The organism is Nostoc sp. (assembly GCF_036917195.1).
GTDB lineage: Bacteria > Cyanobacteriota > Cyanobacteriia > Cyanobacteriales > Nostocaceae > Nostoc.
Map to the genome: position 1 here is coordinate 91,383 of NZ_JBALDG010000028.1, position 26,288 is coordinate 117,670.

A 26,288-nucleotide genomic window follows, 5' to 3' on the forward strand; every position below is an offset into this window, starting at 1 on the left:
CATGAAATCCGGGGCAGCTAGCTGCCAGTTAAACAATTAGGTGGGACAAATGGGGGTTGTGATGCAAACTTCAAAATTGAGTTTCGAGGAGCGCAATCTCGCTATGACAAAGGATGTGGAAAAACTAGCTCTAGATTGGCGAAAGCGCTTGGCTGCGGAATGTCCAGAACAAAGTGAAGCTGCTAGGCAAAGTATTATTTTCTGGCTATTTGGATCTCACTCAAAACGGTTTGATCTGTTTAACCCTAAGGAACTAGATATCGCCAAGCAAGCGATGGAATATCGCTGGAGGATTTTACGTCAACGCTACTTGGGGCTGGGGCGAGAGCGTGCTTATCGCAACTTGATAACGCGACTGGGAAGTTTAGTGACATTACGAAATAAAATTCAGACTTGGGTTGCCCTGAGCCGCGATCGCCAGCGCAGCGTGATCGATGTGTTGCAAGAAGTACTCCAAGAATTACTGCAAAGCGATAGCCACATGCAACAGCAAATGGCTGATATTGCCAAATATACAACCGATCGACGATTGGGGGATGCTCTGCTATTTGCCAGTGTAGAAGAATATTGTCTGCGACCAGTACGCAATCAACCCCTATTAGCTTATCGGTTTGTAAATTACTTACGTCGCACTCAGCGCGGTGGCTTAACTCAAGTGCCAAGCCGTGACTTAATTAGACTGGTGTCGGAAGAAGTTCTTACAGACGACAGTGAGAATCGAGTTAACTTAGTGGATAGTCAGGCGATCGCAGAATATCAACAAGCACAACAACTAGAGGAACAACAAGCGCTGCGTCAGTCAGTACAAAAAGAATTTGAAAATTATTTACAAGAAAATCTGGGGACAGATGCAGTGAAGTGGCTACGACTGTATCTGCAAGGTAAGTCCCAGGAAGAGATCGCCCACAGATTAAATAAGCAGACTAAAGAAGTATACCGTCTGCGAGAAAAAATTAGTTACCACGCCGTGCGGGTTTTTGCTCTTAAAGGTAAACCAGAACTCGTAGACAGCTGGCTCTCAATTTCCTTACAAGAACATAACTTGGGATTAACACAAAATCAATGGCAGCAACTTTATGAAAAATTGACTCCTCTGGAGCGGCAGATCCTAGATCTGCAAAGAGCAGGTAACTCAATAGAAGCAATAGCCCAAAATTTAAAACTCAAAACCCATCAAGTGCTTGGCGAATGGACAAAAGTCTATCTTGCTGCCCAAGCTTTAAGAACTCAGGAGTAGGCTGTGAGGCATCTAGTTGATCAATTCAAACCGTGGGAGACAAGGAGCAGGAGAGCAGAGGGGAATTCATCACAAGTTCCTCCCCTCTGCTTCTGGAGCATCTTCATCCCCTCATGCCTCACTTACTACAGCAGATCGTAACTCAATATTATCCCCAATCCACATCTGAAATTCATCTTCTACTTAGGTATATATAATTTAAATTTTTACAATCGAACAAAGTCCAATTTATTAACTACCTACTAAATTAAAGGCAAAATATTATATAAATAAACACTAAGCAATCAAATCTATGTTGTCTTCAGAGGGTGAATTAAATGATTCGCCATACCTGAGGAATTTCTCAGCAACTAAGCTTTAAGTTACATGAACTACAAAAACGGCTTTTACTGAATCCTAGCCTTGACTTTCAGCAATTAGAGGCTTTGGTTGCCCTAAATGAATTAGTGAAAAATTTAGATAAACAGATCAAAATACTGGCACTAGATAGCAATCCATGAACAAACACCAAATAACAAATCTGTCAGTAAAACTGCTGATTTCGATCACATAGAAAATTGTTATGTTGTAATGGAACCCTAGACCGATCAACCTTAAAGGTTCATCTTAAATAAATACAAATTTTGCGATCATATTCTGAGTAAGATTACGGTTTAAACAAACTTATAGTAGTAAAGTTAATTTCCCACTCTTGAATCCATTTTTTGCAAATATTTCATGCTAACTGAGGTTTTTAGTGAACTTTTCCCCTTAATGAGTACAGCCAATCCACAGACTTTGGAATGGCTGCTCAACGTTGCAATTGAACATGAATACCCATCTGGGCGAGCTGTTGTGATGGAAGATGCCTGGGGTAACGCCGTTTACTTCGTGGTTTCTGGTTGGGTCAAAGTCCGGCGTACCGTAGGGGAAGATTCAGTCGCTCTGGCAATTTTTGGCCGTGGTGATTTTTTTGGAGAAATGGCAATTTTGGATGAATCTCCACGCTCAACCGATGTCATTGCCCTTTCACCCGTGAAGTTGCTTAGTATCTCCAGAGAGCGTTTTATTCAAATATTGTTTAAAGACCCGCAGTTACATCACCGCATGTTGCAACTGATGGTGCGGCGATTGCGGCAAATTAACCTGCGCTTACAAATGCGGTCTTCACCACCAGCAGTCAAACTCGCCCATACCCTAGTGACTTTAGGCGAAAACTATGGTCAGGAATCAGACTTAGGAAGAGAAATTTTTAACATTCCCTTTAAAGATTTAGCAGAGGTGACAGAAATCGGTGTTGAAGAAACCACCAAAATTATGGAAAAGCTGTATGAAAAAGGGTGGATTAACATTGATAGCGCCAACAACACCACTTATCTTGTGAACTTCAAACAGTTGATGAACTTGGCTGGCAAAGTGTAATTGCTATGGTATGGGGCAAGCCGAATTTTAAATTGAGAATTTTTGATTTGTTCCGCCCACGTTAGCGCAGCGGGACGAAGTCCGGGGCGGGGCATGAACCAAAAAACCTTTTATCTAAAATTCATAGTCAAGTACAACCTTCACCCCTGCAGGATTATCATTTTCAATAAGACTTCAATAAGACGATTTTGGGTATTTTAACTGATTGACAAAATGCGCTTTATTTTAACCTTTCACGGATGACTTTGAAAGGGCTAGTTCTGTTTAAAATACTCCTAAGCGCAAGCAACATCTGGACTGAAATGGAGCTTGCGCTAATCAAAATCTAGTCAAATACTTCTGCTACAGAACCTGCAACAGTTGTTTAATTTTGGTGTCTTGGCGTTCTTTGAATTTTTCTGGAAAAATTAACTCGATCGCAATCTTGCCATTTACCTCTTCTTCTACTACATAAATTTCGGCAACGAATCGGTTAGATGAGACATTATCCCCATCCTCATTCAACAGTAAACCAACTAATGGTTTAACAGTTCGCATTGTGTGCAAATCCTGTTGTCCTAGCATTTTGTGAGAAGATACGGCTTTTTTATCCTCTATTTCCAAGCGCAAACCTGTTGTTCCTAGTTCTGTGGCTACTCCAAAAAAGAAGTTACCATCCCAGTAGAGTTGGCTATTACTATTTACCTGCTTGCGTACCTTTTTACGGCTAGTTTGTTTAATGTCATGCAAGGCCCGAGTCAGACTTGTAGCGAGGAATCCAAGGGAAGCTATGGGTCGGTCTACATACTGTCCTTTTTGAGAGTACCACTCTTGCACATCAGAATACAAAACTAGAGTTAAAGCATCGCGTTGGGCCTTGTTGAGCTTCACAAAATCAACTGCTAAAAGCGTTTCTGTATCATTAATAGGGGAGACTCGGACAATCTGTGCCGTTAGGGAAGCGCTAGCAGTATAATCTCCCATCACCTCAACTTCCACTTCATCCAGTAAATTGGGCCAGGTTTCCAAAGAAATTAATGCCCCAGTTTCCGAGATATTCACTGTTTTGCCCATGATTGTTTGACTGTTACTGGTAATTAAGATGGGGAGACGACGCTGTAAACGGTGGGCAGAACGTACTTGCGGTTGTTCAAAGCCAACCAACAAAGCAGCTATCAGTAAAACCAGGTTAAAAATAGACCACATGGTGTTAACTAAGACTGCTTGCCAATCTTCAGGACGTAGCAGCAGCCAATAGGGAACAGCCAGCAAGGAAGAGACTACAAGTCCTGTTACCACTAAAAGACCACGCATCGATTCCCAATCAAAGGTGCGTTTGGTTATAGACGTTCCTTTGTCGGTAACGTTAAATGAACCCAGCTTGGGATTAAACAGTGCTAACATGGTCACCCACCCAGCCTGAAAAGCCATTGCAAATTCAAAAATTTCGTTCCAGAACGAGAACCTGACGTTTTTGTAAATGATGTAGTTAGTAAAAAGCGAGAGGAGAATATGGGGTAGGGCGTAGGCTAGAGTTTCTAAACCCAAACCTTGGACAGAGTTAATGCCAAATAATAAAAATAGCGGGGGAGCGATCGCATATATTAGACGGGGATAGCCATACAAAAAGTGTGAAGTTGCACTGAAATAACAAATCCTCTGAGCAACTGTCAGGTTCAACTTCGGATTAAAAACAGGGTTTTCCAATCGCAGAATCTGCGCCATCCCCCTTGCCCAACGCACTTGTTGCCCTACATAAGAAGAAAACGTTTCTGGTGCTAAACCAGCCACCATAATTTTGTCGTAGTAGACAGATTTGTAACCCAGCGAATGCAATCGCAAGGCAGTGTGGCAATCTTCCGTCACTGTTTCCACTGCAATTCCCCCAACTTCTAAAGCGTGGGATTTGCGGATTAATGCTGCAGAACCGCAGAAAAAGGCGGCATTCCAAAAATCGTTACCCTTTTGCAGTACCTTATAAAACAGTTCATTACCTGCAGGTATTCTACCTTTGGTGACCAAATTACGTTCAAAGGGGTCGGGGTTATAGAACCAGTGGGGAGTTTGGACAAACGATACTTTGGGATCGAAGAAAAAACCCATTGTATGCAGGAGAATTTGCCGTGATGGGATGTGGTCGCAGTCCAAAATCAACACTAAATCGCCGCCAGTTTTGTAAAAGGCAGCATTAATATTACCCGCCTTAGCGTGGTCATTATTGTCCCGCGTCATGTGTATACAGCCGAGTTCTTGGCACATTTGCCGTAGCTGTTCCCGTCGGGTGCTAAACTGTTCTCGACGTGGGTCGTTCTCTTTATACTTTTCTGGACGACCATCATCAAGGACATAAACCTGTTTTTTATTAGGAGCATAATCACAGGCTAAGGCTGCTACAGCAGTCTTACGAACAATCTCCACGTCTTCGTTGTAAGTGGGAATGTAGATATCAACTTTGTACCATTCCTCAACAGGAATGGTTGTGAGATTAACTGGTTGGCGTTCTTGAATTTTCAGGGTTTGAAAGTACGCCAGTACTAAGGTGAGGATGGCATAAAGTTCAGCTGCGAACAAAAATAGGCAAGCGATGCTGTTGAGCCAACCATCAAAGTTGAGGGTATAGCTCGTGCGGTAGTATAAATAACGCAGCGTTGTTACCATACTCAGCCACAGCAGAAATAAATGATAATACTGGCTAATTTCTGAAGAGGACTCTTGAAACTCTGCGTGTATGACCAGTTGACCAAGTAACACAAGAAACACTGCTACCAATCCCTGTTGCCAAACTTCTATTGGGGTAACAATCAGTGGCACTGAAAGCAACAATAGCAGCAGGATAAACCATTTAAAGTGTTTCACACCCACCCTTTGGAGAGTGCGGTCAAAAAATCGGGGGGTAATATCAATCAGCCAACTGCTCAATTTGAAGCGCTGGCGATCGCGTGATTTACGAGGCGATGTATCTGGGGAAGAAGACATTTTGGATCTAAATTTTGAAAAATTTAAAATTGGCGATACGTAACCGAAAGTGTCTACTTTTTGTCAGTAGTTAGCCGCTTGAGATACAACTGAACAATGCCGTAAAGAACTAGAGAGATACTCAAAATGCCTACAGGTAGCAATAGCCAATTTTCTTGTAAAAAGCGTGATGTTTTACTGAGGAGACTGGTATTTTCCCAACGACGAGTGTTCGGGGCGCTTTGGAAAAACTGTAGTTGATAGGCATCAGCATCGTAGGAAACTGGGTCTTTTTGATCGCTACTAATTAGCACCGTATCCTTTTTGAGTTGGAAGAACCACGGATCTTGATTGAGGACTTGTCGCACTCGCTCTAAACCAGTTTCAGTTTGAGATGTTAAAGCCAGAACGACGCGATCGCTGTTCCAAGGAGAGATAATTTGCTTAATCATGCCTTGTGTGTCCTGTGGGGTCTGAACCACAGCATAGGCAGAAGAGCGGGAAAATGCCTGACTCAAGTTAAAGCCACTGGAATTAAACACTTCAGGAAAAGGAAACTCTTCTCGCGTTCCAATTCCTACTAAATGGTCATTTTTGCGGACTTTTGTCGGCAAAGCATCCGGCGTGTAAACTTCTAGTTTGACGGCATCTGCTTGACTGAGCCTTCCTAAGCGTTCGCTAAAGGCTAACAAGGTTAAAACATCTGTCTTCGAGGGGATTTGTGGCACTACAATCGCCGTCTGGGACAAATCCTGTGGTGCAGCAAAGGGAAAACCGAATTTCAATAGGTTCAAGTCTGGTAGTTGTGTAGAGATTTCCCGTTTCAGGTCGAAGCTAGTATCAGAATGCACCGTCCCTGTAAGTTGTTGATCTGGTGGCTGAAGACAGTTCTGTTTGTCAAACGGTTCTCTAGGATTCATCCGGAAAAAAACTTGCAGTTTCGAGTTAGGTTTGACCAAGTTTTCCGGCAAATTCACTTTGAGGTTTTTGTGAGTTTCTCCCGACTCAGAATCAAGACGGGCCCCACCAATGAAAACTCCATCCAGTAAAACTTCGATCGCAGAAGTTCTAGGATTAACCTGCGGCCCGTAGCTGTACACCAGATTCATGGAACTACCCCGAACAAACCGATCATCTGGTAAAGCGCGAAAATCAACTTCAATTGGCGGTGCTCCCATTCCCCGTACAGTGACATCACTAAACGGCTCACCATTTACCTGGGTTTTGATGTCGCCCAGTTTAAAAGAATTTTGCTCTGGTAAATAACGAGGCCACTGGCGAAGTCCTGGTGTCAAACCTTCTTTGAGGGTATTCACGAAAACTACCTGACCAGTCCCCATTTTCCGCAAGTCTGGCTGTGATAAAAATTCGGTTGCCTTTTCCACAGCTTTTGTGCTATTGCCAGTGGCAATTAAAACTGGAACCCCGCTCTTTTCAGTTTTAGTGATCATTAACACCCCTGTTTCATCTGGTACAGGGTTGTTATCACGATCAATAATTTGATTACTGACGATTTTTAGGGGCAAATTCTTCCAAGTATTTAGAGATGGTTGATCATTTGGAGTACCAATGATTACCAAGCGATCATTTGGCTTCACACTTGCAACATCAGACACCAAGCTCGTCTGAATCGGGCGAAAATCTGCGATTCTCCCCAATGCCGCTTGTAAGCGAGCTGCTGCTGTCAACCAGGATTGATTAACTTGACTCGGTTGCAAGTAAGCAATTTGGTTAGTTTCTAAGCCGAGTTCGTCAAAGAAAGGATAAGGATAGCGGCTGAAATTCAGGGGAGTCGGCTGCCGTTCATAGTTCAAGATTAATTTGGAATCTGGCAGAATCTCTGTCCACAAATCGGGGCTACTAGGGTCGCTACATTCGAGGGTGTTATTCTGCTGTGCCACCAATATGAGTTCGTTATAGTCTTGAATCAGCTTTGGTGGGATATTGAACAGTACTTGACCTACTTGGGACTCTTTGCGGTTAAGTGGTACGCTACCGACACTGGTGCCATTGACTAGCACAGTCAGGTTAGAGCGATTGGCATACAGTGCTGGTGAGTGTTGAAAACGGATTAAAGCTTGTACCTTACCCCGATCTAGTTTCCAGCCACGAGGACGAGTAAAGGCAAGACGACCTTCTGAGTAGACCCCGCGCAAGCGCATCCGGTTGCCCACAATTGGACTACGATTAAATTCTAGGATGTAAGTTGCCAGGTTCTTGGCACTAGGAGCTTTTAAGTCTGCTTTACTACTATTTTCTGATGTCGTTGCTTGAGCTAATAAAGTTACTTGCTGTTGCAGATCGCCTTTGGTTTGAGCTTGAGCGCTGAATAATGAACTAGGAAACAAAAAAAAGCACGAAGTAACAATAATTGCTTTTTTACTAATTTGGGAAAGATGAAACAACTGCTTCATGGTAGAGCGTGATTTTAGCGTTAATTTACTCAAAATATTTACGTACAAAGCACAACTAATTAGTTGCTTTTAGAACTTAAAAATCCTCCCATCGGATTTTTTAAACGAAATCAACCAGAGTCAGTCTGCTGGGAGTAAAAAGTATTTGGGAAGCCTGTGCTCTAACTGAGTGTCAGGGAATGTCATTTAAGCAGTCGCTGGGGAATTGTCTTTGGAGGTAGCAATCCTAACCAAGCCAAATTCTGGGTATAATAAGCAGATTGGTCTCCCCAAATTCCCTGTTTGTATTCAGGTAGTATTTTTTTTACAAGCAGTTCTTGAGCTATTGCTGGTTCTACCAACTGCATAGCGGCATACAACATAGCGTATTGGGATGTAGCTTCGTAATCCACTAATGCTTTCCCTTGGAGATCAATGCGTGCTGGTAGACTCGATTGTTTACTCCACAGTTTTTGCAGGTGCTGAGTGGATGTCGCTAGATAGCGTTGCGCTTGGGGTGAGTTGAACCAGGCAGCATCCAACGACAAACGCCACCAGACTCGATAGGCATCAAAGCCATACAAACTCTTCAGAGTACTAGATGCTGGGAGGATTTGGCATTGTCCTGTTTTGGTATTTAGAGCTACCCAGTCACTGGGTAAACCCACGCTAGAAAGTTTTGCCGAATTTTCTAGCACTTGATAGCTGCTGTCTACCAAACTCAACCAATCATGTTGGGGATCAACTTGTGCAAAGATGCGAAAAGCATAAGGAGCAAAATAAGAGGGATTCAGGTAAAAGGTAGATGCATTCGGGACAAATGCAGCTACAGGTCCTGGTAACAGGTAGCGCTTACCTTGTGGTTCTGAGATGGTGGACAGGTTCCATAAATCTTGCAGTTTAAGTTTTGCCAGTTCCAAGTATTCGGGTCGATTCCAACGCCGTGATGCCAAAATTAGGGCAGTAATCGCATCTATATCTCCATCACTGGCAAAGTTGGTGTCGATGATACCCCAGTTACCATCTTTCTTTCGTCCCCATTTCCAAGCCCACAAACTATCTGTGCCTTTACCACCCGCTTGGCGCTGGAGGTTATTTTCTGACCAGTTTAAAGTCCGGGCAAAAGTTGCCGGATCATTAATAAGTACAGCTCGTAGCAAAGCATAGGCTTGACCTTCACTAGTAGAGCGATCGCTTGCTTCGTAATCAATCACCCGTCCGTCTGACTGAATAAATCTTTGGCGGTAGTTATCCCAGCTTTGAGCTAGTAATTCCCGGTTGGGGGTGGATTCAGGAAGATCAGCTAACAATCCAGTGAGATTTTGACTACTACCTTCAGTGGGGACGTTTGCTACCGGAGTTTGCTCATCCGGTGTTTTGGGTTTTGCTGCCCAGTAACTAGAGACACAGGCAGATAAACCAATTAGGCTGGCAATAGCTGCCACTCTTGGGAAGTGCCACATCCTAAGAACAGTTTGATTTGTAAAATATTAGCCGATGGGGAGAGTGTGAAAGTACCATTTTCCTGCCCTTATTGTTCCCTTGTAGTTGTTCAAAATTAACTTTCATGAAGAAATTTAAGCGATCGCTAATTCCTGTTTCGACGTTGATAGTCTTGCCAAGGGGGTTGAAATCCTCGTCGGAGCAAAAAGTCTGTTTGGATTTGCTGTATTTGCCGAGATGCATCACTATCGGTTCCTCCTTCGGCGGCTGTTTCTAGTTGCAATCGTTCTAGCTGTGCTAATGCTGTCAAAGGCTGATCTAAAATCGCATTCAATCCAGCAAGGGCGCGGCGTGCGTCTTTGTCTTCCGGTTTTTGTGCCAACACTTGAGCATAAATCTCCTGTGCCGATTCAAAGCGGCGCTGTTCAAAGCGAATTCCGCCCAAAGCCGCTAGGGCATCGATGTTATCTGGTTGCTGCGCCAAAATATTCTGATACGTACTGCTAGCCAAATTCAAATCACCTACAGATCGAGCCAACTCTGCCTGCAACTGGGATGAGTCAGGAGTGTTGGGAATGCGAGCAATCAACTGCTTCATCCGTGCTTGTGCTTGGGCTGGATTACGTTTTGCTATCACTTGTAACAAGCGCAGTTGTAGTGGTATGGAAGTAGGGTCAGTTTCTAGTAGGTAACTATATAAAGCTTCTCTTTGTGGATCAGCAGGTAGCGCTTCTAATAAACTGTATAGTTCTGGAGGAGTATTGGTTGCAGGTTGTGTAGCTAACCAATTGTTGAGAACTGCCTCTGCTTCTGGTTGGGAGATTCGCTTGGCTTGATAGGCGATACTAGCACGCCCTAGTTGAATCGACAAATTTTGAGGATTCCGAGCTATCAATTGGTCATAAACTGTCACAGCCTCATCAAAACGCTTTTGTTGCAGTCGCACTCCAGCCAGTCCGCCCAAAGCAGCATTAATAATATCGTTACTATTTGGCTTGCTAGCAAGCACAGCTTGGTAACGCTGGGCACTAGCTTCCAGACTACCCTCACGACGCTCAATTTCTGCTGCTAGCAACTGGGGTGCGAGGTCTTTAGCACCTGCGGGGGTAGCTGTGTAAGCTGCCAAGGCAAGCCTTGCGCCATTCAAGTCTTGGCGCTGCACATACATTTGTGCCATCCGGAAATTCAAAAACGGTACGTTAACCCCCATTTGTAAAAGATTTTGGTACACAGGTAAAAATTCCGGATCGGGAAGATCAATATTCACTAAGGCATTAGCTAGCTGTTGCAACTGCACGCGATCGCTCGGTAGTGATTGCATTACAGTCGCCAAACGCTGTCTCAAGTCATTTTTACCGAGTAAACCTAACTGATTTTCCAAAGCTAATTGCTGCACCAGCAAACTTTGATCGTTGGGAAATTCTGACGCCACCCGTTGATACAATTGCAGCGCCGTTTGTCGTCCTTCAGGAAACCCACTAAAGACATCAGCGACTTCGCGCAGTAGTTTGGGGGAAGGGTTGGGATCGGTTTGGAGGGCTTGACTGTAGAGATTAAAAACTTGCTGGGTAAGGGTGGGATTATTGGTGTACTTGCGAATTTCATTGAGCGATCGCGCTAAGGGCAAAATCGCATCTGGCCTTCCCTGTAATACATCTAATACCGCCAACGCTTGGGCTTGTTGTTGATTGACAAGGTATGCTACAGCCAGTTCTTTACGAGTTTCAATCCCCATTGGGTCAAGTTTATTGGAGCGCTGTAACTGCGCTTCTAACACCTGTACTGCCCCTCCAGGATTGCCTGTTTCTCGTAAGGTGCGACCGTAGGCTACTGCTGCATACCCTGTAATCGCTTTGCCAGTGGAGCGATAGCGGTTAAATAACTCCAGTGCTTTTGGAAAATCCCCACTGTAACTATAAGTTTGAGCTGCACCAACGACTGCCTCTGGTGTGGGGTTGTTGTTCAGCGCAATTTCGTAGTCTGCCAGGGACTCGGTTAATCGTCCTTGATAGGAGTAGAGTAGAGCACGGTAACCACGACCTTCTGAGTCATTAGGATTTAACTCTAATAAAGTTGTTAGAGCCTCAATTCCTTTTAAGTTCCACTCGGAACGATAAGTAGCCAGTAGACCAACTGTTTTTAAAGCTAGTTGGTTGTTGGGGTCTACCGCCAGTACTTGTTGATAAGCACTCCAAGCTTCAGGAATACGTCCGGCCTTGCGATAAGCGATCGCTAGTCCTAATCTAACTGGCGAAGATTGCGGTTGACTTTTGAGGGCTTGCTGGAAGGCTGCGATCGCATCATTAATCCAGCCTTTTTTTAATAATGCAAAACCTTTTTGTGCTGATGCTGATAAGTTCTGTGCTTGAGCAGGGGCAATGCTGCCCAAGGGCGGCACAGTTAATAAGTAAGTAAAAATGAAAAATGAACAAATAAAAAGAGAATGATATTTAATTTTTTTAGCTTTTGCCTTTTGTCTTTTATCTATATTGTTTTGACTCATTGAGCAATTCTCCCTCTGGGAGTGACATCAAAATCTGATTTCACCCTGATCCCGAAGACTGTATCGGAGAAATCATCACGTGCTTGAACTGAAAAGCCTATCCGGAGATTGGAAATAAATTTAAAATCATAAAACATTTCCAATACATCAGGACTGTCTCCACGACGGAGGCGATCATTAGAAAGAGCGCGTCCATAAGCTATTCCTAGTTTGTCATCTGGGGTAAATAGATCCAAAAAACTAGCTCCCAAAACGTAAGTATTTGCACCCTCTCCTAAAGTGCGGTTTTCGTAGCGACCATAGCGCCCAAACAAACCTAATTTCAGATTGGGAATAAAGACTTCGGCGTTGACACCATATGCTTCTTCGCGATCGTTTGCTTGAGGACCAAATTGATTGTTACCTCTGGCAATGCTAAAGCTTTCGAGGAAGCTATCACGAACACCAGCGTCGCGATCGCTGGCATAAGTACCACGAATAATCGCATTGCCATAACGGATGCCGATTTCTCCAGCAAATCCATCTAAAGAAAATTCACCGATTTTGTTTGCTGATGAAAAGACTGCTGCTTTCGCTTCAATATTGTCGGTGACACTCCAATCGGCTAACAAACCAGTGCGTGAACTAATCCCTGTCGCCGCCAGTGCTGGGTTGGTTTGAAACACCGGATTAAAGAATTGACTGGCCCCATCTTTAGCAAAACTGTTGTTATCAAAATAAGACGTTAAATCTAGTTGACCGATCACTAACCGCAGATTAGGTACTCCTGCTAGTGAAGTCGCCAAATAAAGCTCGTTGATGTTCAAACCCTCGTTTCGGGAGTCATCTAAGCTGCTGCCTTGGCTTGTTAAGTCTAGGGTTGCCCCAACCAAAGCTTGGGGAGAAAGTGGGTAGACTCCCGTGACTCTCGCCCGGGCTGAGGTGTTGCTGCCTTGGGTGATGTAAACTCCTTGGAATTGTAAAGAGGGTTCCCTTAAACTACTGCTAGTGAGCTGGCGGCGTTGTTGAGTAGTTACTGATACTGCTGTGCTTGGTGTGGGAGTTGGACTAGGGACTGATGGTGTTGTCTGTGGATTGAGTAATTGTTGATTAAAAGTTGGTGCTGTTGGTGCTGTTGGTGCTGTTGGTGCAGTGAATTCTTGCGTCGCAGGCAAGTTGGGAAGTGGCGGCAGGGGGGCTGTTTGGGAACTGAGTAGTTGATTAAAAGTTGGTGCTGCTGGTGCAGTGAATTCTTGTGTTGCAGACGAGTTAGCCAGTGATGGCAGTGGAGTTACAACTGAGCTAATTGGTGGCTTTGAGTCGTTTATCTGTCCCTGCAATCCTAAATTAAGGTCAGAAGTATCCCCACCTGCTGCCACTCGTGGTGCAACAGAACTACGTGCTGCTGCCGGAGCTTTTCCAGTTACCTGCTGCTGGATGAAGACACTCTCCAGTTGTTGGAGATCATTGACTGGTTTGGGTTCCACAACTTTGTCCACTGGATTGGCGATCGGTGCAACTGCAACACCAGTCGTTACGGGTGGAGGAGTCAATGTTTGCGATCCTGACCGCGATTGACTCTTCTTGACAGGTAATTTAGGCACTGGTAGGGGTTCTGTTAAGCCCAATTGGTAGTCGCTACTTTGTAGCTGAGATGGGTTGACCTGAGCTAAAGACTTTTCGCTCACTGCCAATACCCAGCAAATCGAGATGGCAACAGTGCAAAGCAGTGGATAAACCTTGTAGTACTGGCTTGAAAAAGTAAATTTATAACAATCGAATACTGTTTGCCTCATCAGCTTAGTTGGGTAACAACTACATATTTAGGTTATTGAATGTCGCAACTTTAGCAAATAAAATGAGTAGTAACCACTATATATAATAAATTTTGTAATTTTCGATTAATTCGATTATGAGTCGATAAAACTTGTTATTTATAAAAATAAATTGGGCATAATAGGTAAAAACCTGATTTATTGGGAAATAAGCTCCAAAAAATGCCTATTATTATTAAAAATCTTGATTTAAAGACTATTTTTCCCAGATTTAAAGTTTTATCTCCTGCTAATCTCCAGGCGGTCATTTGCCTTATGCTTTTAGCTGCCAGTTATGGCTGTGTTCAAAAAGCACAAGAAAAGGTGATGATGGAAATGGGGAATATACAACCTATATCAAGTAAAGGTGTATACAACGTCGTTGGTAGTACTAATCTGCCTGAGTCTAGCAAGATTACAGTGGTTGCTATGCGTTTTTTGCGTCCAGTATCAGGACAAGCAGAAGCTTTGCTGAACTCAGATACGAATACTAACCGTTCAATTCTGGCTCGTCAAATTGTGGAAGTGAAACAGGGACAATGGGAGGCTGCACTGAATCTGTGGCAAGTTTCACCCGATGGTAGTTTCCAAGAAGTCTGGCAAGCAAATCCAGCACAAATACAACTGTTTCCAGAAGGTGACGTTACATTTGTAGCTATTTTCGATCCTGCTAGTCAGTGGGAACAGCCAGATAATCAAAACTCTCAAAAGTTAAAGTCAGAAAATCAACAGCTTGAAAAGCTTGAAAGCAAGTTGATTCGTTTTTCTAACGAAGGTGAAAAATATTTACAAGTTAGCCAAACTTTAACAATACCCCTACCTATGGGAAAAACAATACCACCTCGTCCGCAACCGGAAGACTTGAATGGTGGTTGGGGAAACCGATATCAAATCCCGCCGCAATCCATAGCTTCTAAAACTACCCTACTTCCATCAGTTAAAAATAGGCAAACGAATGCCTATGTGACTCCTTCAGAGTTTCTCAGGTGAGAATTAAGATGGGCATCAAACCTATAAAATAATCCTGTCTATGTTTATGTACCCCTACCCTACTTCCTACTTGATTGAGGACGGGGTACTGTAGCCCTCCATCACTCTCTTTTTGATAGATAAAAACTAGAATACCAGCCTCAATATGAGCGCTGGCATCCAGATATTAATTACCCAATAACCACCAATGGAGTGGGCATTGTCTGTAAAGAAAAGTGCTTGTCCTCATTAAGAAAGTTGTAGCAATTTCAGAAGCTTCACAAAAGAGACAGAGAGGAAATTCATACCTAAAGATACTTGCTATACTCCTATGCTATTAAGTGATTTAAATCTTTTCCTTTGCTTCTCTAATCCCCTGCTTTTTTATTTGTCTATGACGCGAAGATGTAGTAATGAACATTAAACCTGTTTATCTTCAGCTTTTGCACTTTGATAAACAGATTTGAGTAGATTTTAAAGAACGGTATTATAGTATATCTGAAATTTAGCTGTGGATTCTACTTCAGCATTTGTTGTTTGAGAGGTTAGTTGCAAATTGTCCTGCATTACCTGCATTTGTAACATCATCTCTTTAATTTGTTTTTGCAACTCTTCAAATTCTGATGGCATGATTACTGTTTGATTTACTTCACGAGCAGCAGCAACTTCTATGGTACTGTTCGGATTTTCTTGAGCATAGCCAAGGAAAGTTTGGGCAGATGTAAACGCAGAAGTAGCAGCAACATTTGTCATAGTGGTAGTATTTTGTTTAGTTGCAACCTCTGGTACAGGATTTATTAGCTGTGTATGCATCGGCATTTGCGCTTCAACAGGTTGAGATGCAATTATTGCACTTTTTGAACTGAAAGCTTGATCAAAAGGCATCTCGTCATCTAAAAAAGCGCTCAATCCAGAAACTTGCAACCGAGGCTCAGAAACTTGCCATTCTTTTAGTAATGCTTCCTTTTGCTGTAAGTGCATATCTAGATTAGATAATTCCTGCTGAATTTTCGCTGATTTGGAAGAAGAATTTCGCCAACCACAGAAAGCAAGTGCTGAAATTCCAGACCCGATACTAAGTGCAGTTGCAAAAACTACGTAAGGAATAGCAATATCTCTAAGTTTCCCGTCAAAAATAGGTTCTTCCTGAAATTTGATGGCTATTTGCTTATCACCTAATGTAGCAAGGGGAAATGACATTAAAGAAAATACACTTAGAGAAGCGATCGCAGGTAGTACTAAGAATTTTTGCAGTGCAGAAAGTGTCATATTCAGGAAACTTTTGTTAAATAAAAGGCTGTGGATAGATTGCAGCAGATATAATTACCGCTTGTAACATCTAACTTGTATAGAGTTTTTACGGTCAGTCAATATCTGTACTGCCTTAATGTCTAAGTTATTCTCGATACGAGATGTTTTCAATAGACAACTCATGAAGAAGTCAGTAAATTACGTAAACTTTTTGTAAATTAAGTAGCTTCCACATATTATATAAAGAGAAATGCAAAATATAGATAGAAAATTATACGTATTACCAGTCAAAGATTTTAGCGTTCTTGACTTCCACTATCCAATTTTTGCGGATACAGAAACAATAGTAGCTAAATATTGCTCTAATCCTATTAGGATGGTTAAACATATGGAAGGTTAATTAAGTAATACAAAAAGCTGGAAAATAAATGCATTGTAATCAGACTACGAACATTTATCGTCAGCTAAAAATCAGATTTACAAAAATACTTTTTACGTAAAGATACTGTAAAAAGTATTCTGTTGTAGAAACCATTAGATATTTTTCTGTTAATTTGACTTAGATATTGTCCTCCAATAAAAGTAATAGTATGCAAGTTATCCATAAAAATAAACCAAGAAGATTGAGGTTACATAAGCAATTACTGATATTTTCCCTAAGTTTAATAGTATTTTTAGTAATTATTTTGACTAAGACACCTGCTAATATTCAGTTAGATGCTTCTAGGGCTACGACGCCAATAGAGCTACCACTTTCAACAATTGGTAGAACAATTGTGGATGCGAAAGGCAAGGTTGTATTGCTCAGAGGTGTTAACTGGTTTGGTATGGAGACTGATACGCACGCCCCTGACGGTTTATGGAAACGAGATTATAAAGAAATGCTGGCGCAGATTAAAAGCTTGGGATATAACCTCATCCGGTTACCTTATTCTGTGGCAGGATTGCGATCGCTTAATGTAAGTGGCATTGACTTTGAAATTGGCAGCAACAAAGAACTTCAAGGTAAAACCCCCTTGGAGATAATGGACTTACTTATTCAGGAAGCAGAACGTCAAGGATTGCTAATTTTGCTTGACAACCACCGCCTTAACGACCAGCAAATTCCAGAGTTGTGGTATGGAGACGGCTTTACGGAAGCAGACTGGATCGATACTTGGAAAATGTTAGCCATCAGATACAAAAATCAAGCTAACGTTATTGGCGCAGACTTAAAAAATGAACCTCACGGCCAAGCTAGCTGGGGTGATAACAACATCAATACTGACTGGCGATTAGCAGCAGAACGCGCAGGCAATGCGATTCTCAGTGTTAATCCTAATTGGCTGATTGTCGTTGAAGGAGTGGAAAAGAATGTCCCTGGTCAAAAACTGCCACAGCATTGGCATGGTGGAAATTTAGAAGGTGTGAAACGCTACCCAGTACGTTTATCTCGTTCTCATAAGCTAGTCTATTCTCCTCATGAGTACGGCGCTGGGGTGTACAATCAGCCCTACTTTTCTGCCTCTAACTTCCCTCAAAATCTAATTGATCGCTGGCAAATAGGATTTAACTATATTGCAAGTGAGAATATTGCTCCCATCTTGATTGGGGAGTTTGGGGGACGGAAAGTAGACTTAAATTCCAAGGAAGGAATTTGGCAAAATGAGTTAGTGAAATACATTCAAAAAAATAATTTGAGCTTTACTTACTGGAGTTGGAATCCTAATAGTAGTGATACAGGCGGAATTTTACTAGATGATTGGCAAAGTATTGATCTACCCAAGCAGCAATTACTGTCCCAACTGCTTCCATCTGTACAACTTCAACAGCCAGACCGACCGAGTAATCCTCTTGTTTCCCCAACTCTTACTCCTTCTGTCTCTCCATCTCCTACTGGTGCTGCCCAACTAAAAGTTACTACTGACATCTATTCCAACTGGGAAACCGGATTTTGTGTCAGGTTCAAAATTACAAATCAGGGCAATATCAAGGTTAACAACTGGCAACTGGCGTTTCAGATGAATCAAGCTAAGATTAATAACTCTTGGAACGCAGATTTTAAGCAGCAAGGAGCGATACAGTACCTAGTGGCTCCTTTGGAGTGGGGAAAAACAATTGAACCAAATCAAGTACGGGATACTGGCTTTTGTGCCAATAAACTTGGTTTTGACTACCAGCCACAGCAAATAACCGTCGTCTTGATTTGAACTCAAAAATTAAAAGCCGAATTTGTCATGATAGGAGAAATCACCAATCCCATTAATCATTGACTATTAACTCAGCACACAAGATGACTCAAGCAACAGCACCTCATCTCAATACTAACGTTCAGGAAACCAGGCCGACGATTCATTACCAGGTGGAAATGTCTCAACCAGAAACCCATCTGTTTGAGGTGACTTTACACCTTGTCAATTACCCCTCACCGATTCTCGATTTAAAACTATCGGTGTGGACGCCCGGTTCCTACTTAGTTCGAGAATATGCTAAGAATTTACAGGATTTTGTGGCTTTTGCAGAGGATAAGCCTTTACCTTGGCACAAGATCAGTAAAAATCACTGGCAGGTAGACAAAACAGGTGTTTCAGAATTAACTGTACGTTACCGCATTTTTGCGAATGAGCTATCGGTACGGACAAATCACTTAGATGCCACCCACGGTTATTTCAACGGTGCGGCACTATTTTTTAGAATACTGGGCTGTGAGAAGCAACCCATTCGCGTCACTATCGTACCGCCACGCCTGGAATGGCAGGTAACTACTGCTTTGCCACCCGTTGCTGAAGAAACGAATACTTTCTTGGCTGGCGATTTTGATACTCTTGTTGATACTCCGTTTGAGATTGGTCGCCACCAATTATATAAATTTGATGTTTTGGGAAAACCCCATGAACTGGCAATCTGGGGACAAGGTAATTTCCAAGCCCAACAGATGATTACTGATATCCAAAAAATTGTCCAGGTAGAAGCGCAGATGTTCGGGGGTTTGCCCTATGAACGATACGTGTTTCTGCTACATTTATTTAGCCAAGCTTTTGGCGGTTTGGAGCATAAAAACTCTTGCTCCTTAATTTACCAGCGTTTTGGGTTTCGCGCTCAGGATAAGTACGATCGCTTTATCCAATTAGTTGCACATGAGTTCTTTCACTTGTGGAATGTCAAGCGAATTCGCCCCAAAGCATTAGAGGTTTTTGATTACGACCAGGAAAACTATACACCATCATTGTGGTTTTGTGAGGGTACTACTAGTTACTACGACTTGTTAATTCCTTTGCGGGCAGGAATTTTTAATGTTCAGTCGTATTTGAATAATTTAGGCAAGGAAATTACCAGATATGAAACGACACCGGGGCGCAAGGTACAACCGGTTTCCGAGTCGAGTTTTGATGCCTGGATAAAACTCTATCGCCCGGATGCCAATAGCGGTAATTCCCAAATTTCCTACTATTTAAAAGGAGAAATGGTATCTCTGTTGCTGGATTTACTGATTCGCTCTACTCACGATAATCAGCGCTCCTTCGATGACGTGATGCTGAAAATGTGGCAGCAATTTGGGCAAGCTGAAATTGGCTATACTCCAGAACAGTTGCAGGAAGTTATAGAATCTGTTGCAGGAATCGATTTGACTGATTTCTTTAAACGCTACATTGATGGCACTGACGATTTGCCCTTAAATCAGTACTTAGAACCCTTTGGCTTGGAGTTGGTAGCTGAACAGCAGGAAGAACCTTACTTGGGTGTGAGAATAAATACAGAGAATGGGCGGGAGATCATTAAGTTTGTGGAGGCCGGTTCACCTGCACAAGCAGGGGGAATTGATCCAGGTGATGAGTTATTAGCAATTGATCGGATTAAGATAACGGGAAATAGTTTAAGCGATCGCCTCAAAGATTACCAACCAAGCGATACAATTGAAGTCACAGTTTTCCACCAAGACGAACTGCGTACCTATTCCATCACTCTCGCGTCACCACGTCCGACTCGATATCAGGTAAAACCTGTTGAGCATCCTGACTCCATGCAGCAGCAAAACTTTGCTGGATGGCTTGGGGTAGCGATCGCAACTGTTTGATCAAGGATTAGGGATTAGGAAAGTTTTTTCCCAGTCCCCAGTCCCCAGTGCTAAGGCGTTCTCACTGCCCCAGAGTAAATCAAACCCCGTTGCAGATCCAACGTTATAATCGCTCCATCCCGAATCACCTGCGCTGCTTGCTTCACGCCGACAATCACTGGCACACCGAGACGCAAGCCAATGACTGCTGCGTGACTTGTGAGACTTTCATCTTCGGTAATAATCCCGGCAGCTTTCCGAATTGCCTCGACAAAATCGGCACTAGTACGGGGTGCAACTAATATGTCTCCCGGATTAAAGTTACTAACATCCATGCCAGTATTAGCCACCCGGGCACGACCACTCACTGAACCTTGTCCCAGTCCAATTCCGTGACCTAGTATTGCTGTCACCACCTCAACCTTAATCAAATCTGTGGAGCCGGAAATTCCCTGAAGTGTGCCAGCGGTCATTACTACTAAATCTCCCTCAGACAGTAACTTAAGCTCCTGAGCCACGTTGATCGCAGCTTGAAATGTCTGACCAGTGGAAGGTAATCCTAGCACCAACAGCGGTTTTACTCCCCACACCATCTGTAGCTGCCGCGCCACATTCACATGGGGTGTCACCGCCAAAATCGGTGTCTGGGGGCGGAACTTAGAGACATTGCGAGCTGTTGCCCCAGTTTGCGTTAGCGTCATGATTGCCGCTGCACCTAGTTGTTCGGCAATTTGACCCACAGCTTGACTAATAGCGTTGGGAATAGAGCGTCGGGCATCTCTCAAAGAACGTAAGTTTAAGTGTTGGGCTTGTTCCTGCTCCATGCGCTCGGCAATCCGCGCCATCGTCGCCACGGCTTCTACTGGATAGTCGCCGACAGCAGTTTCGTTGGAGAGCATTACAGCATCTGTGCCATCTAGAATCGCATTTGCCACATCCGACACTTCCGCGCGAGTGGGACGGGGATTGCTCACCATGCTGTCTAACATCTGGGTGGCGGTGATGATGGGAATCCCCAAGCGATTTGCTGTAGCAATTAGCCGCTTTTGGAGTACAGGGACATCTTCCGCTGGCAATTCCACGCCCAAATCGCCTCTGGCAACCATGACGCCATCACACAAAGCCAGAACCGCCTCCATTTGTTCAATGGCTTCATGCTTTTCAATTTTGGCAACCACTGGCACTTGCTTGCCTGTACTGGAAATTAGCTCTTTAATTTCGATCATGTCCTGGGGATTGCGGACAAAGGAAAGTGCCACCCAATCTACACCCTGATCTAGACCAAACATCAGATCCTCTCGGTCTTTGTCGGTCATTGCTTTAATTGACAGGTAAACGCCGGGAAAGTTTACGCCTTTATTGTTAGAAAGTTTACCAGGCACGGTAATGCGACAATGTAAATCACCTTTATCCCGGTTAATCTCCTCCACAACCATTTCTACTCGTCCATCATCAAGGAGGATTTTTGCACCAACTGGGACTTCTTCGGCTAAATAATCGTAGGTGACGCAGCTAATTTCGTGCGTACCGACCACCGGACGATTTGTCAAGGTGAAGCGATCGCCTTTTGCCACAACTATAGATCCGTTGTCAAACTTCCCCAAGCGAATTTTTGGACCCTGCAAGTCTTGGAGAATAGCCACTGGCTGATTTAGTTCAAAGGCGGTTTGCCGAATTAAGCGAATACTACGCTGATGGTCGGCATGAGTTCCGTGGGAGAAGTTTAGCCGCAGCGTCGTGGCTCCCGCTTCAATAATTGCCTTGAGCATTTCAGAACTGCTAGTGGCGGGGCCAATAGTAGCGACAATTTTTGTCCGGCGCAGAGAATCTCTTAATTGCATAGGGGCTGAAGTTAGGGAGCTATCTGGGAAGTCATCGTAACTTGAGTGGCATCTCCTTTTCAGTCACTGCTATATCAATAAATATAAGCAGTTCGAGAGGGTTTATGGGAGAGTGGGGGCTGTGGGATAGACTAGATATAGTACATCAATCTTGTATCCATCCTCCCGACAAAGGAGTTTATCCGATTAACTTCTTGCGAATTTTCATCCCCTACTTGTCAGAAAAGACTAGACTTTGTCTGGAATCATAGCGTTATTCATCTGCTGATATGCAAAGCTGTAAATAAATCTTGCTATACAAAACTTTACAAAAATTTATTCTTCCCTCATCTTTATCGTATATTTGTAATGTTTGGTTAAGAAGGAGTCAATGTTAGAGAAGATCGCATCGGAGGCACAAAAGCCACTGACAATCCCACCCAAGGAATTTTTAGCGCCTCCTGGTGATTTCAATCGCACGCTACTGCTGTTTTTCGTAGCTGTGGCAATGCTGGTGTTATCTAGCTTTGGTTACTGGCTTTGGGAATGGCCGCACTGGTTGTGCTTTTGTGTTAACACTATTGCCTTGCATTGTGCTGGGACAGTAATTCACGACGCTTGTCACCAATCTGCCCATCGCAACCGGGTAATGAATGCAATGTTAGGGCATGGCAGTGCGTTGATGCTAGCTTTTGCTTTTCCAGTGTTTACGCGGGTACATTTGCAGCATCATGGCCATGTCAACCATCCCAAGGACGACCCAGATCATTATGTTTCTACGGGTGGGCCGCTGTGGCTGATTGCGGTGCGGTTTTTGTACCACGAGGTGTTTTTCTTTCAACGGCGACTGTGGCGTAAATATGAGCTACTAGAATGGTTTATCAGCCGCTTGATTGTCGGTACAATTGTTTATATATCAGTGCAATACCACTTTTTGGGTTACATTCTCAATTTTTGGTTTATACCGGCTTTTGTTGTGGGGATAGCACTGGGATTATTTTTTGACTATTTGCCCCATCGTCCTTTTGCGGAGCGCGATCGCTGGAAAAATGCTCGTGTTTATCCTAACCCAATTCTGAATATTCTGATTATGGGACAGAATTACCACTTAATTCATCATTTGTGGCCTTCTATTCCTTGGTATAATTACCAGCCTGCATACTATGTGATGAGGCCACTTTTAGATAAAAAAGGATGTTATCAAACTTCAGGATTGTTACAAAAAAAGGACTTTTTTGAGTTTGTTTATGACATTTTTTTAGGAATTCGGTTTGATCACCACAAAGAATAGAGTTGTTGCATAAAGCGATCGCCTACAGATAGCCTCAAAGCAGATCAGGCTGTCAGTTTCAACTAACCATCTCAATCCCATCGGCAGCCAACGAGATTATTACATTGTCGCATTGGGTTTAACTGCAATTGTCCAATACTGAAATGTTTTACCTCCAATCTGATCACTATCCTCACGGTAGATTTGCCGCAAGCATTCATAAAACGCTTGGGCTTCATTCTCCAATCCAAATGTCATTAAGCACTTTAAGATCCGGGTGATGCGAAGATAATTGTGGTCAAATATACAGACCCACTTGAGTTTCCGATTCGCATAGTCTTCTGACTGGCTGACAACTATTTTTCCATCATTACTCTCATGGCGTTGCAACCCATAAAACTGAAGCATGACTCTGAAGGAGCGCAGCAAATTTTGACGTAGGTGTGGGTTGCTTTGAAATGCTTGAATTACTTCCTCATCAACGATGGGTGCATCACGGTTGAATGCACTTCGCTCAGGCAAAGGGAACAACCACTGAATGTAATCATGGGCGCACTCCAATTTTTTAAAATCCCAAGTCCACATTTCTTGAATTGTCCGACCTTCGGAATTTCGTTGCTCCCCTAAGTAGAATGGAACAAGTATTGCAGTGAGTTGTTTTTGATGATTCATTTCAAACTACCTCACAAATCAACATCAATAGTTTATTTCGTGCTTTTTTTACATGAATTTTCTTAAGTAATTTACACTTTTGACTTAACAGCTTGCTGTGATGCTTGTAATGATTGGGGCAAACTCCAGTCGGGACGCAAGCTAGCGGCGTTGCGTAAATAGATATGATGAATTGAGGCGGAGGCTGGCAGATACGCGTGGATTAGGAACCGAATGCAGCGCTGTAAGCTGCCTTCGACGTGCATTTGCTGCACATCTAACATGGCCACATTATCCCAACCAGGACGCGCTCTGGCGATCGCAGCTGGAAAAACTACGTCTAAATCACGTGTCACAGAGAAAGTCACACTAATTATGTCCCTCGGCTGGAATTGATTCCGGTTTTCCAGTTCATCTAGTAGTTCTGTCACCACCTCTCGGATTGCCTCAACAGTATTTTCTGAAGCAGTTGTTGCTCCGCGAATAGCCCGCATTTGCCAGTCCACGCCAAAATCCTCCTTAAAACACAAAAGTGAGGAGTTAAGAGTTAAGAATGAGAAGTTAAGATTTTTAACTCATAATTCCTCACTCATAACCGGAGGCGGAGCGTCTCCTGCTCCGCTCCTAACTCATACTAGGGTCGATATAACCACAACGGTAAACCACTGGTAGACATTTCAAATTCGAGCCAATCAATACCAGCCCCAATTCCTGATGAAACCTGACGACTCCCTGGTAAAAGGCGACTCAATAAAGGTTTACGTTCTTCTAAGGTATAGCAGAGAGTTTTTTCCGGATCAAGACCGACCAGTTCTGCTGTCCAGCGACGGGCATCTTCTTCTGTACCCAGGCGGTCTACAATACCCAACTCTAGGGCTTGCTGTCCAGTAAAAATTCGACCATCGGCGAAACTTTTCACAGTTTCTACTGCTAAAGAACGGCCATCAGCTACGGTTTGGACAAACTGCTGATAACTTGTGTCAATCAACTCTTGCAGGATGTTTGCTTCTGGTTGAGTCAGTTCCCGGTCAAAAGCCAAAATGTCTTTGTAAGGGCCAGACTTAATTACCTGGAAGGAAACACCGATTTTTTCTAACAAGCGTTCCAAGTTATTCCCACGCAAAATCACACCGATACTACCTGTAATCGTACCTGGGTTAGCTACGATGTGTTCCGCTCCCATGCCGATGTAGACTCCTCCAGAAGCCGAAATATTGCCAAAGCTAGCGACGATTTTAATTTTTTCGCGCAAACGCTTCAGGGCGCTGTAGATTTCTTGGGAATCTCCGACTGTACCGCCAGGACTATCAATACGTAGCAATAATGCCGGAAACTTTTTTTCTTCTATAGTTTTCAGGGCTTCTAGGACGCGTTTGCGAGTAGTACCGGCGATCGCACCAGTAATTTCAATCCGCGCAATTTGTTTTCTAAACTTAGGCTTAAACGGCCAAATCATGAGTTGTCAACATACCTCGTAATATAATTCAATATAAGATGCCCAGAGGTCATACGACTTGCTTTGCTCTGTTAAGAAACATGAGTAGGCACTGTGCTGATCAGGATTTTAAGGAAATTTTTATATTTTGCAGTGGGTTTTATTTGATATTCTCGATAAATACTAATCAAGTCTTTAAAGATTCTAGCTAACACAAAATGCCAAACTCTAGTTTAACGTCAAACGTGGTGATTTAGCACATACTTTTTTAGCGGTTTTGTAGAATTCAAAATTCTAAAACCCTTGAAAATTAATCTTTTTGACCTCTTGATAATTACTTGGCTACCGTCGCGCACCTGTACTAGTCGTCAGTAATTAATAACTAATAACTAATGAATAATAAGTATTTAATCAATAATTTCGGTAGTCAATTTAATCAATAAAAATTCATTTAGCAACATTAATCCCTATTTAGGTTAAGACCAGTAGTAGTTTCACTTTTGGAAATATCACTTTTTCCTTTGTTGTACAGCCTATAAGCACCTGACGAAGGTATTTACACCACTTATGAATCAATTCGTAAAATTTGACACCGATAATAAGCGTACATATCAAACAGTGCCCCGACGAAACTCCAGGTCAAGCTAATCACAAATAATCCCCGGAGGGGAGTTCCACTGCCAAAGGTGGCGAGAAAATGCATAATCTCAGTAGCAATCGCCTCAGTTAACTCTTGTAAACCGGGGAAGTGACCGATGAGGGATAAAAGGAACAATCCGCCGCCAACGATTAACATGGGAGCGACAAAACTAAAAATGATCGTAAGTAGTAAAGAGCGGAGAAAGTTAATGAAAATAGTCATTTAGGACAAACTCCGTGAGTAGAGATGACAATAGCTCGATAGCGGTTTGTCATTTTCTACAATACGTGCGATCGCTTCAGAGCAGACAATCTGTCAAAAATCTTAAGTTTTCATTAAAAGAAATGGCTACCAGTTACAGCACATGCTGGGGATATAAAAAATGACTTAAATCTACAAAAACCTTGTAAAATCAAGGTTATAGCCAAGGCTAGTACCTATTTATTGGTTTGCAGTATGTTTAACAACAGCTTCATTTTCTGAGAGCATCTTTAATCTAAGTTAATATTCAGCCC

General features: G+C 43.0%; 17 protein-coding genes. 6 read left to right on the forward strand and 11 right to left on the reverse strand.

What is annotated here, in order from left to right:
* The first annotated feature begins 49 nt into the window (after nt 1-49).
* Together V7K40_RS09825 and V7K40_RS09830 are read left to right on the forward strand one after the other, a co-directional pair.
* Nucleotides 50-1,237, forward strand: a complete 1,188-nt coding sequence (locus V7K40_RS09825) for a HetZ-related protein 2 (RefSeq protein ID WP_334958965.1) — start codon at nt 50-52, stop codon at nt 1,235-1,237.
* 717 nt (nt 1,238-1,954) lie between these two features.
* Nucleotides 1,955-2,638, forward strand: a complete 684-nt coding sequence (locus V7K40_RS09830) for a Crp/Fnr family transcriptional regulator (protein WP_334958967.1) — start codon at nt 1,955-1,957, stop codon at nt 2,636-2,638.
* 342 nt (nt 2,639-2,980) lie between these two features.
* Here V7K40_RS09830 and bcsA read toward each other — a convergent pair whose 3' ends face one another.
* The 5 genes from bcsA to V7K40_RS09855 form a co-directional block, all read right to left on the reverse strand.
* Nucleotides 2,981-5,593, reverse strand: coding sequence for a UDP-forming cellulose synthase catalytic subunit (gene bcsA, locus V7K40_RS09835; protein ID WP_334958969.1), 2,613 nt, complete (start codon nt 5,591-5,593; stop codon nt 2,981-2,983).
* Nucleotides 5,594-5,646: 53 nt separating this feature from the next.
* Nucleotides 5,647-7,986, reverse strand: a complete 2,340-nt coding sequence (locus V7K40_RS09840) for a cellulose biosynthesis cyclic di-GMP-binding regulatory protein BcsB (protein ID WP_334958971.1) — start codon at nt 7,984-7,986, stop codon at nt 5,647-5,649.
* 182 nt (nt 7,987-8,168) lie between these two features.
* Nucleotides 8,169-9,428 (reverse strand): glycosyl hydrolase family 8, encoded by a 1,260-nt coding sequence (locus tag V7K40_RS09845; protein WP_334958973.1) that lies wholly within the window; start codon nt 9,426-9,428, stop codon nt 8,169-8,171.
* Nucleotides 9,429-9,553: 125 nt separating this feature from the next.
* On the reverse strand, nt 9,554-11,911 hold the full coding sequence (locus tag V7K40_RS09850) for a tetratricopeptide repeat protein (RefSeq protein WP_334958976.1): 2,358 nt from the start codon (nt 11,909-11,911) through the stop codon (nt 9,554-9,556).
* Nucleotides 11,908-13,578 (reverse strand): porin, encoded by a 1,671-nt coding sequence (locus V7K40_RS09855; protein ID WP_334958978.1) that lies wholly within the window; start codon nt 13,576-13,578, stop codon nt 11,908-11,910. The genes V7K40_RS09850 and V7K40_RS09855 overlap by 4 nt, the downstream gene beginning before the upstream one ends.
* 309 nt (nt 13,579-13,887) lie before the next feature.
* Between V7K40_RS09855 and V7K40_RS09860 the strand changes: the two genes are divergently transcribed.
* Nucleotides 13,888-14,694, forward strand: a complete 807-nt coding sequence (locus V7K40_RS09860) for a hypothetical protein (RefSeq protein ID WP_334958980.1) — start codon at nt 13,888-13,890, stop codon at nt 14,692-14,694.
* A gap of 453 nt (nt 14,695-15,147) precedes the next feature.
* Here V7K40_RS09860 and V7K40_RS09865 read toward each other — a convergent pair whose 3' ends face one another.
* Nucleotides 15,148-15,942 (reverse strand): hypothetical protein, encoded by a 795-nt coding sequence (locus tag V7K40_RS09865; RefSeq protein ID WP_334958982.1) that lies wholly within the window; start codon nt 15,940-15,942, stop codon nt 15,148-15,150.
* Nucleotides 15,943-16,514: 572 nt separating this feature from the next.
* Here V7K40_RS09865 and V7K40_RS09870 point away from each other — a divergent pair.
* On the forward strand, nt 16,515-18,113 hold the full coding sequence (locus V7K40_RS09870; protein ID WP_334958984.1) for a cellulase family glycosylhydrolase: 1,599 nt from the start codon (nt 16,515-16,517) through the stop codon (nt 18,111-18,113).
* 83 nt (nt 18,114-18,196) lie between these two features.
* Complete coding sequence (locus tag V7K40_RS09875; protein ID WP_334958986.1) at nt 18,197-19,978, forward strand: M61 family metallopeptidase; 1,782 nt, start codon at nt 18,197-18,199, stop codon at nt 19,976-19,978.
* A 50-nt stretch (nt 19,979-20,028) separates the two neighbouring features.
* Here V7K40_RS09875 and pyk read toward each other — a convergent pair whose 3' ends face one another.
* A complete protein-coding gene (gene pyk / locus V7K40_RS09880) occupies nt 20,029-21,798 on the reverse strand; it encodes a pyruvate kinase (protein WP_334958988.1) in 1,770 nt (589 codons plus the stop codon).
* Nucleotides 21,799-22,168: 370 nt separating this feature from the next.
* Here pyk and crtR point away from each other — a divergent pair, with 370 nt between their 5' ends.
* Nucleotides 22,169-23,068 carry a beta-carotene hydroxylase gene (crtR, locus tag V7K40_RS09885; protein WP_334958990.1) on the forward strand — a complete coding sequence of 300 codons (900 nt, stop codon included), beginning with the start codon at nt 22,169-22,171 and terminating at the stop codon, nt 23,066-23,068.
* A gap of 99 nt (nt 23,069-23,167) precedes the next feature.
* Here crtR and V7K40_RS09890 read toward each other — a convergent pair whose 3' ends face one another.
* From V7K40_RS09890 to V7K40_RS09905, 4 genes are all read right to left on the reverse strand, one after another.
* Nucleotides 23,168-23,719: an opioid growth factor receptor-related protein gene (locus tag V7K40_RS09890; protein WP_334958992.1), complete on the reverse strand. Its 552-nt coding sequence runs from the start codon at nt 23,717-23,719 to the stop codon at nt 23,168-23,170.
* A gap of 71 nt (nt 23,720-23,790) precedes the next feature.
* The gene (gene aroH, locus V7K40_RS09895; protein ID WP_334958994.1) at nt 23,791-24,204 is read right to left on the reverse strand and encodes a chorismate mutase; all 414 of its coding nucleotides are present in this window, start codon (nt 24,202-24,204) and stop codon (nt 23,791-23,793) included.
* 128 nt (nt 24,205-24,332) lie between these two features.
* The gene (sppA, locus tag V7K40_RS09900; protein WP_334958996.1) at nt 24,333-25,154 is read right to left on the reverse strand and encodes a signal peptide peptidase SppA; all 822 of its coding nucleotides are present in this window, start codon (nt 25,152-25,154) and stop codon (nt 24,333-24,335) included.
* 544 nt (nt 25,155-25,698) lie between these two features.
* Nucleotides 25,699-25,995, reverse strand: a complete 297-nt coding sequence (locus tag V7K40_RS09905) for a hypothetical protein (protein ID WP_334958998.1) — start codon at nt 25,993-25,995, stop codon at nt 25,699-25,701.
* Between the last annotated feature and the right edge of the window lie 293 nt (nt 25,996-26,288).